This is a genomic window from Streptomyces sp. NPDC002386, assembly GCF_053593175.1.
In genome coordinates, this window is record NZ_JBSFBX010000011.1 from 44,247 (window position 1) to 60,215 (window position 15,969).

A 15,969-nucleotide genomic window follows, 5' to 3' on the forward strand; every position below is an offset into this window, starting at 1 on the left:
CCGCCGGCCGCAGGATGGGGCTCCGTCGAGTTCCGCGACCCCTCCGGCAAGGAGCCCCGCCATGACCGCAGTGCGCCCCGCCCCGCTCCCCGCGCCACGCCGTGTGCCGCCCGCCCTGTACGTCGGTGTGGTGGCCGTGGGCCTCGCCGCGTCGGCGTGGGACGTGCACGACCGGACCACCTGGTTCCTGGAGACGTTCTGGGCGCTGGCCGGACTGCCCCTGGTGGTGCTGGTCTGGCGGCGCTTCCCGCTGACCGGACTGCTGTGCGGGCTGCTCGCCGCGCACGCGCTGGTGCTGGCCGTCGGCGGCCACTACACGTACGCGCAGGTGCCGCTGGGCGACTGGGTCCGGGACGGCCTCGGCCTGTCCCGCAACCCGTACGACCGGTTCGGGCACCTGATGCAGGGCTTCGTCCCGGCCGTCCTGGTGCGTGAACTGCTCGTCCGCACCTCGCCGCTGCGCGGCAGCCGCTGGCTGGCCCCGCTCACCGTGTGCGCCTGTCTCGCCTTCAGCGCCTGCTTCGAGCTGCTGGAGTGGGCGGCCGCCGAGATCGGCGGTCACGGCGCGGACGCCTTCCTCGCCACCCAGGGGGACGTCTGGGACACCCAGTGGGACATGTTCTGCGCGCTGATCGGGGCGGTGCTGTCGCTGCTGCTGCTCGGCAGGGCGCACGACCGCCAACTGGCGGCCCTGGCGGCGCGGACCGCGGGCTAGGGCCTGTCTGACAATTCCCGTCTGCCGCGCGACGCCATGCACGCCCTCTCGCCGCGCCGGACCCGGACCCGAGTACGTCCAGTACGAGGGTCCGAGTCCGACACGGCGAGAGCACGCGCCTGACGCCGCGCGGCCGCCCTGCGGGCGACGACGCGAATTGTCAGACAGGCCCTGGCGGGTCAGTCGCCGCCGGTGTGCCGGCGGCGCGCCCACAGGGGCAGCCCGTACCAGCACACCAGGTACCAGGCGACCACGGCGGTGACCAGGTAGGGAACATAGCCGTCGTGCGTGGCGACCCGCAGGATCAGCAGCAGCGAGGAGGTCATCGTGGCGAGCAGCAGCACGAGGCCGACGAAGGTCAGCCGGGAGGCGATGCGCACCGCCTGCGGCTTGACCCGCCGCCCGGAGACGAGGCGGTGCAGGGAGACCGGTCCGATGAGGGCGCCGGTGGCGCAGGCGCCCAGGACGACGGTCACGATGTAGATGAGCTGATCGGTGCGGGCCAGCGTCGCGTACTTCGGCTGGAAGACCACCGTCAGCAGGAAACCGAACAGGATCTGCACGCCCGTCTGGGCGACGCGGACCTCCTGGATGAGTTCACCCCACATCCGGTCGGCCCGCTCCTCCTCGGTCTCGTCGCGGCCCGTGCGCCGGCCCTCGTGCGTCATGCGATCCGTTTAACCGGGTGAACATTCGTTCAAACGGTCGGCTTCGCCGTGACTACCAGCGGTGTTCGACCTGTTCCCGGACGCGGCGCTCGTACAGCTCGCGGATCGCGGCGTACGTCGCCCCGGACAGGGCCGGCAGCTTGGCCGCGGCCGCGTTGGCGCGGGCCTGCTGCGGGTTGCGGGCGCCGGGGATGACCGTGGTCACGCCGGGCTGCTCGATGATCCAGCGCAGGGCGAGCTGGGCCGGGGTGAAGCCCTCGGGAGCGAGCGCGGCGAACTCGGCGGCCGCCTCCACGCCGGTGGCGTAGTCGACGCCGGAGAAGGTCTCGCCCTGGTCGAAGGCCTCGCCGTGCCGGTTGTAGGTGCGGTGGTCGTCGGCGGCGAAGACCGTGTCCTTGGTGTACTTGCCGGACAGCAGGCCGGAGGCGAGCGGCACCCGCGCGATGATGCCGACGCCCGCCTCCCGCGCCGCCGGGAGCACCTCCAGGAGGGGCTTCATGCGGAACGGGTTGAGGATGATCTGCACGCTCGCCACGTTCGGCCGGGCGATCGCGGTCAGCGCCTCGGCGCAGGTCTCCACGCTCACGCCGTACGCCGCCACGCGCTCCTCGGCCACCAGGGTGTCGAGGGCGTCGAACACCGCGTCGGACGAGTACACGGAGGCCGGCGGGCAGTGCAGCTGCACCAGGTCGACGCGGTCGACGCCGAGGTTGCGGCGGGACCGGTCGTTCCAGGCGCGGAAGTTGTCCAGGACGTAGTTCTCCGGGGTCTGCTCGACCCGGCGGCCCATCTTGGTGGCCACGAGCACGTGCAGGTCGGGCCGGCTGCTCAGGAAGGTGGCGATGGTCGCCTCGCTGCGCCCGTCGCCGTACACGTCGGCCGTGTCGAAGAAGGTGACGCCGGACTCGGCCGCCGCCTCCAGGACGGACAGGGCCTCCTTGTCGTCGACCTCGCCCCAGTCGGCGCCGAGCTGCCAGGTGCCGAGTCCGACGACCGACGCCCACTGTCCCGACCTGTCCATCACGCGTTCGTCCATACCGTCCAGTCTGTCATCCGGCCTGCCGGACCGCCGGACCGGGTGGTTCCGGTGGCGGACGGCGCCGGACGCCCCGGGGCCGCCGGGGACGTCAGCTCCGGGGGTTCAACTGGGCCTGGACGAGGGGGCCGTAGCGGTCGGCGATGGCGTCGAGATCGGTCCCGCGCAGGTGCGGGCCGCGGGCCACGCCGTACATCACGCCGAGGCCGAGCAGGCCCGCGACGGCGAGTTCGGCGCGCAGTCCCCGGTCGGGGCCGGTGAGGCGGGCCGCGAGGCGCTCGGTCACCTGGGCGCGGAAGTTGGCGCGCAGCACCTCGCCGTGGTCGCCGTGCAGGGGGGCGAAGGCGATCCGCACCAGCGGGTCGGCGCCGCGGTCGCGCTGGCTGACCAGGACGTGCCGGACCATGTGCCGGCCCAGCTCCTCCAGGGGCGCGTCGAGCAGGTCGTCGGCGTCGGTGTCGAAGGACATCACGCGGGCGAAGAGGGCGTCCTTGTTGCCGAAGTACTTCAGGATCAGCGGCGGGCTGACCCCGGCCCGTTCGGCGACCGCCCTCAGGGTGATGTCGGCGTGGGCGTGCCGGGCCAGGAGATGGCGGGCGGCCTTCAGGATGGCGGCCCTGGTGGCCTCGGCGTCACGCCGCGCGGGGGCGGTCCCGTGGGACGGTGGGGCGGTTTCGCGGGGCGCCGGTGCGGCTGCCCGGGGGCCGGATGGGGTGCTCACGGCACTCATGCTCCCTCCAGCGCCCCGTCGCGGGCGCCCCGGGTGGCACCGCGGGCGCGCCCGGTGCCGCCGGCGGGCCCGTCGCCCGGTATGGACAGGGCGGCGGCGCAGGCGATCAGGGCGACGGCGCCCGCCATCGTGAACGCCAGCAGGTAGCCGTGCAGGGTGGGCACCGGGAGGCCGCCGACGAGGCTGGTGTGGTGGACGAGCACGGCGGCGACGGCGGCGCTGGAGGTGGCCTGGCCGATGGTGCGCATCAGGACGTTGACGCCGTTGGCGGAGGCCGTCTGGGCGGCCGGCACGGCGCGCAGGATGAGGGTCGGCAGCGCGGAGTAGGCGAGGGTGGTGCCGGTCGCCACCACCGTGGCGCCGAGGATGATCATCCACAGGTCGCGGCTGTCGGCGACGCGCAGCGCGTAGCCGCAGGCGATGACGGCGGCGCCGAGGGCGAGGGTGACGCGCGGTCCGCGGGAGGCCGAGATGCGGGCGGACAGCGGCGAGAAGAGCAGCATGGTGACGCCGCCGGGCAGCAGGCACAGGCCGGTGGCGACGATCGACAGGCCGAGGCCGTACCCGGTGGCCTTCGGCGCCTGCACGAGCTGGGCGGTCACCAGCGAGTTGGCGTAGAAGGCGAATCCGGTCAGCATGGCCGCCACATGGGACAGGCCCACCCGGGGCCGGGTGACCAGGCGCAGGTCCACCAGGGGCCGCTCGGTGCGCAGCTGATGCCACCACCACAGGGCGAGGACGGCGGCCGCGGCGAGGAACAGCCCGAGCACACGAGGGCTGCCCCAGCCCCACTGGCCGCCCTGCGACACACCGAGCAGCAGGCTCACCAGGGCGACGGCCAGGCCCAGCGCGCCCAGCACGTCGAAGCGGCCCGGCTCCCGCACCGGGGACTCCTTGACCGCCCACCAGGTGGCCGTCACACCGAGCGCGCCGAGGAGGCTGGTGAGCCAGAACATGGTGTGCCAGTCGGCGTACTGCACCACCAGCGCGGCCAGCGGCAGGCCCAGCGCGGCGCCGATGCCGACGGTGGAGCTCATCAGCGCCACCGCCGAGCCGCGGCGCTCCGGCGGCAGCTCGTCCCGCAGGATGCTGATGGACAGCGGGACGACGGAGGCGGCGGCACCCTGGAGCGCGCGGGCCGCGATGAGCACGCGGATGTCGGAGGACAGGGCGCACATCACGGAGCCGGCGGTCATCAGGGCGAGCGCGCCGATGAGCACCCGCCGCTTGCCGTACATGTCGCCGGCCCGGCCGAGCACGGGGGTGAGCACCGCTCCGGAGAGCAGCGTCGCGGTGACCATCCAGGAGACGGTGGCCGCCGACGCCCCGGTGAGCCGCGGCAGGTCCGGCAGCAAGGGGACGACGACCGTCTGCATGACGGCCATGAGGATGCCGCCCGAGGCCAGCACGGGGATGGTGAGCCGGTCCCGCAGGCGCGGCGGCGCGACGTCGGTGCCGGGGCGGGACGTCGGTGCTGGCTGGTCCATCGGCGCTCCTGCGGCAGCGTGTGGGCGTTGGTGAATAACAATTCACCCTATCGGGTGAATGGCCATTCACCAACGCCTCCGGCTCAGCGCCGGCCGGCCGTCGACCGGGCGTGCAGGGCGCGGGCCGCCCGGGGGCCCAGCCAGCGCTTGAGCCTGCGCAGCACCTCGAGTTGGCCGGCCGCCTTGTCGATGCCGTAGTAGAGCTGCGGCGGGACATGGGGCAGCAGCGGGGAGTGGCGCTGGCCGAGCAGGGCGAACATCCGGTGCGGGGGCAGCCCGACGTAGCGCGGCAGGTTCTCGTACCACTGGGCGCTGTAGCGGGCGGCACTCTGCGCCGAGAGCAGTTCGGACCTGCGCCGGCCCTCGTAGGCGGTCAGCGCCTCGGGGAGGGAGGCGTGCCGGCGCAGCGAGCCGGCGAGGCACATGGCGTCCTCCAGGGCGAGGGTGGTGCCCGCGCCGATGGAGTAGTGGGTGGTGTGGGCGGCGTCGCCGAGCAGGACGAGGTTGCCGTGGTGCCAGGTGCGGTTGGTCAGGGTGCGGAAGGCGGGCCACGGCGCGGCGCCGGACGCCGCAGAGCGGTCGATGAGGGGGTGGCCGTCGAGCACCCCGGCGAAGAGCTTCTCCAGCAGCACGAGCCCCTCACCCCGGTCCGCCCGGTCCAGGCCGAGGCCGGTGAGGGTGTCCGGGGCGCACTCCACGACGCAGGTGCTGTGGCCGTCGTCGTACTTGTAGCCGTAGGCCCAGATCCAGCCGTGCGCGGTCTCCACGAAGGCGAAGGTGAAGGCGTCGAAGACCTTGGTGGTACCGAGCCAGGCGTAGCGGTTGCGGCCCTCTTCGAGCCGGGTGCCGAAGTGTGCGGCGCGCCCGGTGCGCAGCGCGCTGTGGACGCCGTCGGCCGCCACGACGAGGTCGGCCTCCGGCAGGGCCGCGGCCGGGACCTCGCTGTCGAACTCCAGCCGTACACCGAGGGAGCGGGCGCGTCCGGCGAGGATCTCGAGCAGGCGGTGGCGCCCGATGCCGTGCCCCTCGTCGCCGGGCTGCCGGGCCACCTGGCCGCGGATGTGCGCCACGCCCTGGTTCCAGCGCACCGAGCTCTCCTCGATCGCCCGCGCGGTCTCGGGGTCGTGGGCGTGCAGCCGGTCGAGCAGTCCGCGCCAGTAGGTGACGCCCCAGCCGTAGGTCGAGCCCTCGGGGTCGCGCTCATGGACGGTGACGTCGTGGGACGGGTGCTGACGCTTGAGCAGGATGGCGAGGTACAGGCCCGCGGGCCCGCCTCCGACACAGACGACCTTCACGCGCACACCCCTGACGATCACTCAACGTGTCCGAACGACACCGCAGGGTAGCAGGGAGTCAGGCGCGGGGGCGGGTTTGCGGATCGCGTCAGCCTGGCGCGGTGATCCGCGCCACTCGAAGAGGCCCGCGGCGGGAAGGATCACCGGAATGCCGTCCGCTCGGGCAAGGAATTCCCCGTTCCACGACGTCGCGGGCCATCGTCACAGCAAGATCATCTTGGTTCAACCTTGCACGACATGTGGCCAATTGTCCGGATCGGAGCCAACCGGTTCCGGATGATTTCTCCCTCTCGCGGAAAGCCCGGTAGGCATGCGGGGTCACCAGTCGCTCCCCGCAGGAGGTCCCGCATGCCCGAACTCACCCGGCGCCGCGCGCTCACCACGGCCGCCGCCCTCGCCGCCACGGCCACGGCCGTCACACTCGCCGCGCCCGCCGCGCCGGCCGCCGAACACCACCACGGCGCACCGGACTCCTTCGACGAGGTCTACAAGGGCCGCCGGATACAGGGCCGTCCGTCGGACGGCGGCGGCCATCACCACGAACACGGCGGCGGCTACGCCGTGTTCGTCGACGGCGTGCAGCTCCACCTCATGCGCAACGCGGACGGCACCTGGATCAGCGTGGTCAGCCACTACGACCCGGTGCCCACCCCGCGCGCCGCCGCCCGCGCCGCGGTGGACGAGCTGCAGGGCGCCCCGCTGCTGCCCTTCCCCGCCAACTGACCGCCCTCGCAAGGACTTTCCGGAGCACCACGCACATGACCGTACGCAAGAACCAGGCCGATCTGACCGCCGACGAGAAGCGCCGGTTCACCGGCGCCGTCCTCGCACTCAAGCGCAGCGGACGCTACGACGAGTTCGTCCGCACCCACAACGGCTTCATCATGTCCGACACCGACACGGGCGAGCGGACCGGCCACCGCTCCCCGTCCTTCCTGCCCTGGCACCGCAGATTCCTGCTGGACTTCGAACGGGCGCTGCAGGCGGTCGACCCCTCGGTGGCGCTGCCGTACTGGGACTGGAGCACCGACCGCACGGTGCGCGCCTCGCTGTGGGCGCCGGACTTCCTGGGCGGTACCGGGCGCGCTTCGGACGGCCGGGTGATGGACGGCCCGTTCGCCGCCGCCGGCGACTGGCCGATCAGCGTCCGGGTGGACGGCCGTTCGTTCCTGCGCCGCTCGCTGGGCACCGGCGTGCGCGAGCTGCCGACGCCGGCGGAGGTGGAGTCGGTGCTGGCGATGCCGGTGTACGACATGGCGCCGTACAACAGCGCCTCGGACGGCTTCCGCAACCACCTGGAGGGCTGGCGCGGAGTGAACCTGCACAACCGGGTGCACGTGTGGGTCGGCGGTCAGATGGCCACCGGTGTCTCCCCCAACGACCCGGTGTTCTGGCTGCACCACGCCTACATAGACAAGCTGTGGGCCCAGTGGCAGCGACGGCACCCGGACTCGGGATACGTGCCGGCGGGCGGGACGCCCGACGTCGTCGATCTGAACGAGACGATGAAGCCCTGGAACGACGTGCGTCCGGCCGACCTGCTGGACCACACGCGGTTCTACACGTTCGACCGCTGACGCCCGGCGCGGGCCGCGCCCCCGCCGGTCAGGCGTCCGCGGTGCGGCACTCCGGGTGTCCCCAGCCCTGCGCGTTCTTGGCGATGGACTCGCCCGCCGCGTAGGAGCGGCCGCACAGGCAGCGGCCGGGGAACTTCGCCTTGATGGTGCGGGCCGAGGAACGGGCCGCCGACCCGCCACCGGTGCGGCGGGGCGCCTTCTTCCGCGCCGCACCGGCCACCGGCGTGTCGGGCGAGGGCGGGGGCTCCGGCGAACCGAGCGCGCTGCCGGCCGCCTCCTGGGCGACGGCGGCCTGGCTGGCGGCGCGGTCGGCGAAGTCGTTCAGCGGGTCGCCGTCCACCTGGTGGGCGGGGACGTAGCGGAACTCGACCGACCGGCCGTCGAGCAGCGCGTCGATGCGCACCACGAGGTCCTGGTTGGCGACCGGCTTGCCGGCCGCGGTCTTCCAGCCGTTGCGCTTCCAGCCGGGCAGCCAGGTGGTGACGGCCTTCATCGCGTACTGGGAGTCCATCCGGACCTCCAGCGGCACGTCCGGGTCGACGGAGGCGAGCAGCCGCTCCAGAGCGGTCAGCTCGGCGACGTTGTTGGTGGCCCGGCCCAGCGGGCCGGACTCCCAGCGGGCCGCGGTCCGCTCGTCGTCGGAGACCACCCACGCCCATCCGGCCGGTCCCGGGTTTCCCTTCGAAGCCCCGTCGCACGCGGCCACCACACGTTCACGCATACGGCCGATCATGCCACGGGTCCGGCGGCCGCCGGACCCGGTCCCGCCCGGCCGCGGGTCAGTCCTCCGCGATCTGCGGCATCTCGCCCTCGGTGGTCTTGACATCGATCACCGAGAAGTTGGCGCCCTGCGGGTCGCTGAGTGCCGCGAACCGGCCGAAGGGGCTGGTCATGGGCCCGAAGTGCAGGACGGCGCCGAGCTTGGCGGCCCGGGCCACGGCCGCGTCGCAGTCGTCCACCGTCCAGTACACGTTGATGTACGACGGCACCTCGGGCGGGAAGTCGTCGGTCATCCGCATCCGGCCGAGGACGGTGTCCGCACCGATGTCGAACATGCGGAAGTCGACGGCGTCGTCCGCGATCCGCTTCGCCCGGTACGGGAAGACGGCGGTCAGGAAGGCGTCCGTGCGTTCGGGGTCGCGGGTGAAGACCTCCGCCCAGCAGTAGGCGCCGGGCATCGCCGTGGCGTCGAAGCCCTCGTGGCTGCCGGCCTGCCACACGCCGAACACGGCGCCGCTGGGCTCACGGGCCAGGCACATGGTGCCGAACTCGCCGACCTGCATCGGCTCCATCAGCACCTCTCCGCCGTTGTCCCGGATCCGCTCCGCGGTGGCGGCGGCGTCCGGCGAGGCGAAGTACAGGCACCACTGCGACTGGCCCTCCTGACCGGGCATCGGCGGCACCACGGCGGCCACCGCCTGGTCGTCGGCGTACGCCTGGGTGTAGTTGCCGTACTCCGACGACGACTCGCCGAAGCTCCAGCCGAGGACCTCGCCGTAGAAGTTCTTGGCGCCCTCGAGGTCGCCGAACATCGCATCGGCCCAGCAGGGCGTTCCCTCAGGTTGCACGGCCATGGTCGCGGCCCTCTCCGCTCGGCTGATCCGCATCGGTCCGCCCCTGTACAGAACGCTAGTCATCCCGCGCCCGGCGCGCTCGCCGGGCGCGGGACACCGGCTGCGCTACTCCCCCGCGTACGCCCTGTCCAGCGCCGCGACGTCCAGCTTGCCCATGCTCATCATGGCGCGGGTGACCCGCTCCGCCCGCTCCGTGTCCGGTTCGCAGACCATGTCGATCAGCCGGTCGTAGACGACCTGCCAGGAGACGCCGTAGCGGTCCTTGAGCCAGCCGCAGGGGCCGCCCTCGCCGCCGTTCTCGGTGAGCCGGCTCCAGTAGTGGTCGATCTCCTGCTGGTCGGAGCAGTGGAGCTGGAACGAGATCGCCTCGTTGAACGTGAACTGGGGGCCGCCGTTCAGGCCGACGAACTTCTGCCCGTTGGCCGTGAACTCCACGCTCATCACCGATCCGGCCTGTCCGGGGCTGCCCTCGGGGTAGCGGCTGATCCGGCCGACGCTGGAGTTCTTGAAGACGGAGACGTAGAACTCCGCCGCCTCCTCGGCCTGGCCGTCAAACCAGAGACACGTGGTGAATCCGTCCGTGTTCATGAGTACCTCCCGGGGTGTGGAACGCGTTCACCTGTGACGACCGATGCTCCACCCGGAACTCATCGGTGGCGGCGGAGAACGGTCCGCACGGGTGAACACGGCCCGCGCCTAGCATCCCGATCATGACCTCCTCGTCCGCCGGGAACATCCGGCCCTTCCGTCTGTCGGTCCCGCAGAGCGACCTCGACGACCTGCACGACCGTCTCGACCGCACCCGCTGGCCCGCGGAACTGCCGGGCGCCGGATGGGAGTACGGAGTCCCGGCCGGCTATCTGCGGGAGCTGGCGGGGTACTGGCGGCACGAGTACGACTGGCGTGCCGCCGAGGCGCGGCTGAACGAGTGGCCGCAGTTCACCACCACCATCGACGGCGCCTCGATCCACTTCGCGCACCTGCGCTCCCCGGAGCCGGACGCCACCCCGCTGGTCCTCACCCACGGCTGGCCGGGCTCGATCGTGGAGTTCCTGGACGTGGCCGGGCCGCTCGCCGACCCGGTGGCCCACGGCGGCGACGCGGCCGACGCCTTCCACGTCGTCGTACCGAGCCTGCCCGGCTTCGGGCTGTCCGGGCCCACCGCGGAGCCGGGCTGGGAGGCGGGGCGGGTGGCGGACGCCTGGGCGGAGCTGATGCGGCGGCTCGGGTACGAGCGGTTCGGCGCGCAGGGCGGCGACTGGGGCGCGGCCGTCTCCCGTGAGCTGGGCCGCGCCCACCCGGACCGGGTGACCGGCGTCCACCTCAATCTGCTGCCCGGCGCCCAGGCGGTCGCCCCGCCCACCGAGGAGGAGCTCGCAGGGCTCACGCCGCGGGAACGGGACAACGCGCTGCGGTCGTGGAGCCGGTGGGAGGACTGGTCGCGGGAGAGCACGGGATACGCGGTGCTCCAGTCGACCCGTCCGCACACCCTCGCCTACGCGCTGACGGACTCCCCGGTCGGCCAGCTCGCCTGGATCGTGGAGAAGTTCCGGGAATGGAGCGACTCCAAGGAGCTGCCGGAGGAGGCGGTCGACCGGGACCGGCTGCTCACCAACGTGATGCTGTACTGGCTGACCGGCACGGCCGGGTCGTCCGGCCGTATCTACTACGAGCGCGCGCACGCGGCCGGCCGTGCCGCCCGGCCCGCCGAACCGTCCCCGGTGCCGACGGCCCTGGCCCTGTTCCCGGCCGAACCCCAGATCCCGCTGCGCCACAAGGCGGACCGGACCGAGAACATCGTGCGGTGGACGGAGTTCGACCGGGGCGGGCACTTCGCGGCCATGGAGGAGCCGGACCTGATCGTCGGTGACGTCCGGGCGTTCTTCCGGCAGCTGCGCGAGGGCACGGCCGTCTGATCACGGTCACGGCCAGGCCCTAGGCCGCCAGACAGAGTCCCTGGTAAGGCGCCCGGCGCCCGGTGCGGGGAGCCGCGCTCGTCCGTCGGGCCAGCTCGGACCCGGTGCGCGACAGGAGGTCGCCGAGGCCCAGCCCGAGGGCGCGGGCGGCGGCCGCGAGGACCTCGGAGGAGGCCTCCTTGCGGCCGCGTTCGATCTCGGACAGGTAGGGCAGGGAGATCCGTGCCGCGTCGGCGACCTCCCGGAGCGTGCGCTCCTGGGCCTGCCGCTCGCGGCGCAGCACGTCCCCGACCAGATCGCGCCACAGGGGCTCCGCGGGCGCCGGCCGCGGCCCGCCGGGGCGGGCGGGCGCCGGGCCGGCGGCGTCCGGACGGCGCGGCTCACGGCGCAGGGGGATCACTCGGGCTTCGTCGCTCACCTGGTCGGTCACCCCCTCAGCCTAGGGGCGCGACGGCCGTCGGCACCGGACCGCGCGCGGATTCCCCCACGCGCGAAAATCAGCCGGGACCAAAGAGGCATGTATCCGATCACCGGGGGTACCCGGCGCGTGAGCAGCACCGTGAGCAGGTATGCGTACCCGGATTCCGGGTATGCGGGGGAGACGCGACATGCACAGGGGTCGGACCACAGTCCGATGCGGCAGGCTCGAACCGTGACTGACGTGGGGAGAGGAAATGAAAACCGCCGGGATCCGGTCGGAGGCAGAGGTCGTCGAGAGGACCGAGCAGCAGAGGGCGGCGGAGACTTCACTGCCGGGCATCGCGGACCCGGCCTCCATCGCGCCACGTGACGCCCGGGAGCTGTCCCGCCAGTTCTTCCGCCGGCTCACCGAGCTGGAGGAGGGCACGCACGAGTACCAGTACGCGCGCAACACCCTCATCGAGATGAACATGTCGCTGGTGCGGTTCGCGGCGGGCCGCTTCCGCAACCGCGGTGACGACATGGAGGACATCGTCCAGACCGGCATGATCGGCCTGATCAAGGCCATCGACCGGTTCGAGCTCGCGCGCGAGGTCGAGTTCACCTCCTTCGCACTGCCGTACATCGTGGGCGAGATCAAGCGGTTCTTCCGCGACACCACGTGGGCGGTGCACGTCCCGCGGCGGCTGCAGGAGATGCGCGTCGAGCTGGCGCGGGCCCGCGAGGAGCTGTCGAGCCGGCTGGACCGGGACCCGACCGTCGCCGAGCTGGCCACTCTGATGAACATCACCGAGACCCAGGTGGTCGAGGCCCAGCTCGCCTCCAACGGGTACAACTCCGCCTCGCTGGACGCCGCGCTCACCGGGGACGGCCCCGAGGACGGCGAGGCCGTGCTCGCCGACTTCATCGGCGTGGAGGAGGAGGGCCTGCGGCTCGTCGAGGACTTCCACGCGCTGGCCCCGCTCATGAACGAGCTCAGCGACCGCGACCGGCAGATCATCCACATGAGGTTCGTCGAGGAGGCGACCCAGGCGGAGATCGGGGAGCGGCTGGGATGCTCCCAGATGCACGTGTCCCGGCTGATCAAGCGGATCATCACCCGACTGCGTCAGGGGATGCTGGGCGAACTCGGCTGCGCCTGACCATCCACCTGAGCCCCTGACCATCCACCAAGACCTGAGCCCGGGCGTTCTGCGCCCGGGCTCACGTCCGTTCCGGGGCAATCCGTGCCGGGAGCGCCGGAGGGTTCACCGCTTCAGGTCGACCCGTGCGCACACGCGCTTGCCGACCGGGACGCGCTCGACCGTGACCTGGGACGCGACCGCGTGCACGATCTCCAGACCGTGCCGGCCGACGCGCTCGGGGTTCTTCGGGTAGCGGCGGGGCAGGGTCGCGCTGCTGTCGCAGACCGCGACGGCGACCGACGCGTCCGTGCCCTCCAGCTCGAGGATGTACGGGCCGCTGCTGTGCCGGTCGGCATTGGTGACCAGCTCGCTCACGACGAGAAGCAGCTCACCGTCGGTGCGGCCGTCGATGCCCGCGCACCACTCGTGCCTGAGCTGCTCCAGGAACTGGGCGGCGAAGGCGCGGGCCTCGGCGATGCATCCGGGTTCGCCGGTGTAGTGCGCCGCGCGTCTCAGCGGCTCCACGGGTACGTCGAAACCAGTCGGTATCACTGCCCCGCCCAGGTGCTCGGTCATGCGCGTCTCTCTCGGAAGGCCCGGTCCGGCCGGTCGCTGTTGCACCTGTCCTCGTACCCGGAGCCGGGCCCCGCAGTCCCCCCGGTGCGTTCGCCCACCGCGCACAGCCTGTCATGCCCGCCGGTCACGCGGCCGGCCGGGTCCCGGCGGGTGGTTCGGAGGGCGCGGTCCGGGCCGGTTCGGAGCCGGGCGCGGAGGGCGCGGACGAGGGGGGATTCGACGGGGCCCCGGAGGACGGCGTCCCGGTCGGCGGCGCCTCGGACGAGGGACCCGAGGACGGTGCCTCGCTCGGGGGCGACTCGGACGACGGCGCCTGCGAGGGGGCCTGCGACGACGGCGGCCGGGAACCCTGGCCGGACGGAGTCGCCGTGGAGGAGGAAGGCGACTGCGGCGAACGGCCGAGGCTCGGTGTCGGCGGGCAGGGCCGCCCCGAGGCGCCGGTCGTCCCGGGTGACACGCAGCCGGCGGGCGGGACCCAGGGACGGGTGTCCTCGGGGGCCTCGGTGTGCTCGTCCTGGCGGCCGGTGTCGTCGCCGGCCTCGCGGCGGAACCAGTCACGGCCCCGGGGGTCGTAGATCACGAAGGCCTGGACCGCCGCCCGGGCGGGTGTCACCACGACGACCTCCGACGGCCGGTAGGAGGCCCAGCGGTCACCGGTCAGCCGAACGGTGCCGGGCTGCGCGACCGGTGGGGTGAGGGGGTTGCCGCAGGCGCAGCGGGCTCGGGGCACGCCGTGTCCGTCGACCAGGACGGCGGTGCCGGCCTGGAGGACCGCCTGGAAGCCGGTGGCCCGGCCGTCGCGGTAGCCGTGGTTGGTGACGCGGGTGTCGGCGCGCAGTGTGACCGGGGTGAGCGACCGCAGGAACGCGGGGACGTCGGACGGCCGGACGCCTGCCGCGGCTGCGTAGGCGCGGTTCCTCGCCGGGTCGGCCCGCAGCGCGGTGATCTGCTTCTCGACGTCGCAGCTCGGCCGGTTCCTGACCCCGCTGTAGAGCCCGGGGGCGCCTCCGTCCACCCCCCGGACCACGCCCGCGGGAGCGGAGGGCGCCGTCGGGGTGGACGCGGAGGGTGACCCGGGTGGGGAGGTCGGCGCGCCCGCCTCGCGCACGGTCGACTCCGTGAACGGGTCGGGACCGGTCTGGCTCGCGGGCTGCAGGAAGACCTCACCGCCCTTGACGGAGGGGCCGGTGCCGGGCCGGGTGAGGACCACCGCCAGCACGGCCACGGCGATCACCGCCGCGGTGAGCGCTGCCACGCGCGGCACGGACTTCCACCACGGCCGGTGCGGCCCTTCTCCCCCGCCCCACGGGCCGGAGCCGTCGCCCGGCGGTGGGGGAACGGGTGGTCCCGTGGGCGGCTGGGAGGGGCCCGACAGCGGGCCGGCGGGCGGCCCGGTCGGACGGCCGGAGGACGGAGGTTCGACGCTCACGAGCACTTCTTCCCGTCGCGGTCGCGGCTCATATCCAGATTGTGTGCCCGGGTCCCCCGGCCCTCGCAAGCCGACGCCGGACGGCTCACCCGGCGGGCGGGGCGCCCCGGCCCTGCCTAGCCTGGCAAGGGTGACCCCTGTGACCGTCGACGCACGGCCCGCCGCCCGCCACGGCTGGGGACGGGCCCTGGTGACGGTGCTGTCGGGGCTCGCCGTGATGTTCGTCCTCGCGGCACTCGGGCTGTGGGCGGCCGGCGCCGCGGGGCTGCCCGACGGCGCGTTCGCCCGGGTCGTGGCCGCGACCGTGGTGACGGCGGTCGGCGGCACGCTCGAACTCACCGGTGACGCGGGTCCGCTGGCGCGGACCAGGGCCGGTCTCACCGTGATGCCGCTCTCCGTGACCCTGGCCGGGGCCCTGGTGATCGGCGCGGGCTTCCTGCGGCCGCTGCGGCACCGGGCGGTCGCCTCGGTCCGGGAGCTGGCCGGCTGGGCCGCCCGGCTGGCGCTGCTCTGGCTGCTCGCGCTGATCGGCCTCGGTCTCACCGCCCGTCAGACCTTCGCCGTGGACATGGGCAACGGCACCCTCAGCGATCTCACCGATCTGTTCGGCGGTGCGCCGACGGTCGGGTTCACCACCGACGTGCCGCTGACCGTGCTGTTCGGGCTGCTGTGGCTGGCCGGGGTGCTGCTGCTCACCCTGCTGGTGGCACCCGGCGCGCCGCTGCCCGGGCGGCTGCTGCGGCTGCGCGAGCCGGTGCGCCCGGCCGCGCACGCCGTGGTCCTGCTGCTGCTCGGCTGCGTCGCCGTCGGCCTCGTCGTGGCGCTGGTGTCGGCGGCGACGCGCGGGCACCCCGCCGAGACCTTCGCGGTGATCCTGCTCGGTCTGCCCAACCTGGCCTGGCTCGCCCTCACCCTCGGCCAGGGCGCCACCTGGAACGGCCGGGTGGACGGCCCGTTCGGACTGCCGATGCCCGAGGTGCTGGACCACGTCCTGCGCACGCCGGACGTCGCGACGCTGAACCTGCGCACGCTCACCGAGCGGGACGGCGCGATGTGGTGGCTGCTGGTCGCCCAGGTGGTGCTGACGTCGGCGGCGGCCTTCCTGATGGCGGCGAGGAGCCCGGCCGGGGTCCGGGCCTGGCAGCACGCGGTGCGGCTGGCCGTCGCCCTGGCACTGACGGTCCTGATGGTCTGCCTGCTCTGCCGGATCTCGGCGCACTACGGCCTGTCGCTGCTCGGCATCGGCGATCTGGGCGGCGGGCTGTCCGGGGAGCTGTTCCTCAGGCCCCGGCTGTGGCAGGCGGTGAGCCTGGGCGCGCTGTGGGGGCTGGTCACCGGCTTCCTGGGCGCCGTGCTCGCCCGGCCGGTGCACCGCCGCGGCCGGGTCGACGTCCCCTAGGGCCCGTCCCGACCGGCCCCAGG

The 15,969-nt window shown here is 73.5% G+C and carries 17 protein-coding genes; 6 read left to right on the forward strand and 11 right to left on the reverse strand.

Features of this window, described 5'->3' with window-relative positions; genetic code table 11:
* Positions 1–61 precede the first annotated feature (61 nt).
* The gene (locus tag ACWCPN_RS22310; protein ID WP_451208800.1) at positions 62–715 is read left to right on the forward strand and encodes a DUF2238 domain-containing protein; all 654 of its coding nucleotides are present in this window, start codon (positions 62–64) and stop codon (positions 713–715) included.
* A 179-nt stretch (positions 716–894) separates the two neighbouring features.
* On the opposite strand, the gene ACWCPN_RS22315 is transcribed toward ACWCPN_RS22310, so the two are convergent.
* The 5 genes from ACWCPN_RS22315 to ACWCPN_RS22335 all read right to left on the reverse strand — a co-directional run bounded on the left by ACWCPN_RS22315 (position 895) and on the right by ACWCPN_RS22335 (position 5,937).
* Positions 895–1,383: a DUF6328 family protein gene (locus tag ACWCPN_RS22315; RefSeq protein ID WP_365124360.1), complete on the reverse strand. Its 489-nt coding sequence runs from the start codon at positions 1,381–1,383 to the stop codon at positions 895–897.
* A gap of 52 nt (positions 1,384–1,435) precedes the next feature.
* Positions 1,436–2,419, reverse strand: a complete 984-nt coding sequence (locus tag ACWCPN_RS22320) for an aldo/keto reductase (RefSeq protein ID WP_451208804.1) — start codon at positions 2,417–2,419, stop codon at positions 1,436–1,438.
* 91 nt (positions 2,420–2,510) lie between these two features.
* On the reverse strand, positions 2,511–3,149 hold the full coding sequence (locus tag ACWCPN_RS22325; protein ID WP_451208807.1) for a TetR/AcrR family transcriptional regulator: 639 nt from the start codon (positions 3,147–3,149) through the stop codon (positions 2,511–2,513).
* Positions 3,146–4,636 carry an MFS transporter gene (locus tag ACWCPN_RS22330; protein ID WP_451208810.1) on the reverse strand — a complete coding sequence of 497 codons (1,491 nt, stop codon included), beginning with the start codon at positions 4,634–4,636 and terminating at the stop codon, positions 3,146–3,148. The genes ACWCPN_RS22325 and ACWCPN_RS22330 overlap by 4 nt, the downstream gene beginning before the upstream one ends.
* A gap of 83 nt (positions 4,637–4,719) precedes the next feature.
* Positions 4,720–5,937, reverse strand: coding sequence for an FAD-dependent monooxygenase (locus tag ACWCPN_RS22335; RefSeq protein WP_451208813.1), 1,218 nt, complete (start codon positions 5,935–5,937; stop codon positions 4,720–4,722).
* A gap of 342 nt (positions 5,938–6,279) precedes the next feature.
* Between ACWCPN_RS22335 and melC1 the strand changes: the two genes are divergently transcribed.
* A complete protein-coding gene (melC1, locus tag ACWCPN_RS22340; protein ID WP_199209393.1) occupies positions 6,280–6,654 on the forward strand; it encodes an apotyrosinase chaperone MelC1 in 375 nt (124 codons plus the stop codon).
* A 35-nt stretch (positions 6,655–6,689) separates the two neighbouring features.
* A complete protein-coding gene (melC2, locus tag ACWCPN_RS22345; protein ID WP_451208817.1) occupies positions 6,690–7,508 on the forward strand; it encodes a tyrosinase MelC2 in 819 nt (272 codons plus the stop codon).
* Between the two features lie 28 nt (positions 7,509–7,536).
* Here the strand turns inward: melC2 and ACWCPN_RS22350 are convergent, their stop codons facing one another.
* The 3 genes from ACWCPN_RS22350 to ACWCPN_RS22360 all read right to left on the reverse strand — a co-directional run bounded on the left by ACWCPN_RS22350 (position 7,537) and on the right by ACWCPN_RS22360 (position 9,670).
* Positions 7,537–8,241, reverse strand: coding sequence for a ribonuclease H family protein (locus ACWCPN_RS22350; RefSeq protein ID WP_451208820.1), 705 nt, complete (start codon positions 8,239–8,241; stop codon positions 7,537–7,539).
* Positions 8,242–8,287: 46 nt separating this feature from the next.
* On the reverse strand, positions 8,288–9,082 hold the full coding sequence (locus ACWCPN_RS22355; protein ID WP_451208823.1) for a VOC family protein: 795 nt from the start codon (positions 9,080–9,082) through the stop codon (positions 8,288–8,290).
* Positions 9,083–9,187: 105 nt separating this feature from the next.
* Positions 9,188–9,670, reverse strand: a complete 483-nt coding sequence (locus tag ACWCPN_RS22360) for a VOC family protein (RefSeq protein ID WP_199209397.1) — start codon at positions 9,668–9,670, stop codon at positions 9,188–9,190.
* A 122-nt stretch (positions 9,671–9,792) separates the two neighbouring features.
* Here ACWCPN_RS22360 and ACWCPN_RS22365 point away from each other — a divergent pair, with 122 nt between their 5' ends.
* Positions 9,793–10,998, forward strand: coding sequence for an epoxide hydrolase family protein (locus ACWCPN_RS22365; RefSeq protein ID WP_451208826.1), 1,206 nt, complete (start codon positions 9,793–9,795; stop codon positions 10,996–10,998).
* 19 nt (positions 10,999–11,017) lie between these two features.
* Here the strand turns inward: ACWCPN_RS22365 and ACWCPN_RS22370 are convergent, their stop codons facing one another.
* Positions 11,018–11,428, reverse strand: a complete 411-nt coding sequence (locus ACWCPN_RS22370) for a helix-turn-helix domain-containing protein (RefSeq protein ID WP_365124376.1) — start codon at positions 11,426–11,428, stop codon at positions 11,018–11,020.
* Between the two features lie 244 nt (positions 11,429–11,672).
* Here ACWCPN_RS22370 and ACWCPN_RS22375 point away from each other — a divergent pair, with 244 nt between their 5' ends.
* On the forward strand, positions 11,673–12,560 hold the full coding sequence (locus tag ACWCPN_RS22375; RefSeq protein WP_199209399.1) for a SigB/SigF/SigG family RNA polymerase sigma factor: 888 nt from the start codon (positions 11,673–11,675) through the stop codon (positions 12,558–12,560).
* Between the two features lie 105 nt (positions 12,561–12,665).
* Here ACWCPN_RS22375 and ACWCPN_RS22380 read toward each other — a convergent pair whose 3' ends face one another.
* Positions 12,666–13,118, reverse strand: coding sequence for an ATP-binding protein (locus ACWCPN_RS22380; protein ID WP_451208832.1), 453 nt, complete (start codon positions 13,116–13,118; stop codon positions 12,666–12,668).
* 124 nt (positions 13,119–13,242) lie between these two features.
* Complete coding sequence (locus ACWCPN_RS22385; protein ID WP_451208835.1) at positions 13,243–14,547, reverse strand: DUF6777 domain-containing protein; 1,305 nt, start codon at positions 14,545–14,547, stop codon at positions 13,243–13,245.
* Positions 14,548–14,668: 121 nt separating this feature from the next.
* Between ACWCPN_RS22385 and ACWCPN_RS22390 the strand changes: the two genes are divergently transcribed.
* Entirely contained in the window at positions 14,669–15,946 is a 1,278-nt protein-coding gene (locus ACWCPN_RS22390; RefSeq protein ID WP_451209344.1) for a streptophobe family protein, read from the forward strand.
* Positions 15,947–15,969: the final 23 nt, after the last annotated feature.

What these genes read in the sequence shown, in the direction of transcription:
- ACWCPN_RS22310 (WP_451208800.1), top strand. Translation starts at nt 62, where the DNA reads ATGACCGCAGTGCGCCCCGCCCCGCTCCCCGCGCCACGCCGTGTGCCG.
- ACWCPN_RS22315 (WP_365124360.1), bottom strand. Translation starts at nt 1,383, where the DNA reads ATGACGCACGAGGGCCGGCGCACGGGCCGCGACGAGACCGAGGAGGAG.
- ACWCPN_RS22320 (WP_451208804.1), bottom strand. Translation starts at nt 2,419, where the DNA reads ATGGACGAACGCGTGATGGACAGGTCGGGACAGTGGGCGTCGGTCGTC.
- ACWCPN_RS22325 (WP_451208807.1), bottom strand. Translation starts at nt 3,149, where the DNA reads ATGAGTGCCGTGAGCACCCCATCCGGCCCCCGGGCAGCCGCACCGGCG.
- ACWCPN_RS22330 (WP_451208810.1), bottom strand. Translation starts at nt 4,636, where the DNA reads ATGGACCAGCCAGCACCGACGTCCCGCCCCGGCACCGACGTCGCGCCG.
- melC1 (WP_199209393.1), top strand. Translation starts at nt 6,280, where the DNA reads ATGCCCGAACTCACCCGGCGCCGCGCGCTCACCACGGCCGCCGCCCTC.
- melC2 (WP_451208817.1), top strand. Translation starts at nt 6,690, where the DNA reads ATGACCGTACGCAAGAACCAGGCCGATCTGACCGCCGACGAGAAGCGC.
- ACWCPN_RS22350 (WP_451208820.1), bottom strand. Translation starts at nt 8,241, where the DNA reads ATGATCGGCCGTATGCGTGAACGTGTGGTGGCCGCGTGCGACGGGGCT.
- ACWCPN_RS22355 (WP_451208823.1), bottom strand. Translation starts at nt 9,082, where the DNA reads ATGGCCGTGCAACCTGAGGGAACGCCCTGCTGGGCCGATGCGATGTTC.
- ACWCPN_RS22360 (WP_199209397.1), bottom strand. Translation starts at nt 9,670, where the DNA reads ATGAACACGGACGGATTCACCACGTGTCTCTGGTTTGACGGCCAGGCC.
- ACWCPN_RS22365 (WP_451208826.1), top strand. Translation starts at nt 9,793, where the DNA reads ATGACCTCCTCGTCCGCCGGGAACATCCGGCCCTTCCGTCTGTCGGTC.
- ACWCPN_RS22375 (WP_199209399.1), top strand. Translation starts at nt 11,673, where the DNA reads ATGAAAACCGCCGGGATCCGGTCGGAGGCAGAGGTCGTCGAGAGGACC.
- ACWCPN_RS22380 (WP_451208832.1), bottom strand. Translation starts at nt 13,118, where the DNA reads ATGACCGAGCACCTGGGCGGGGCAGTGATACCGACTGGTTTCGACGTA.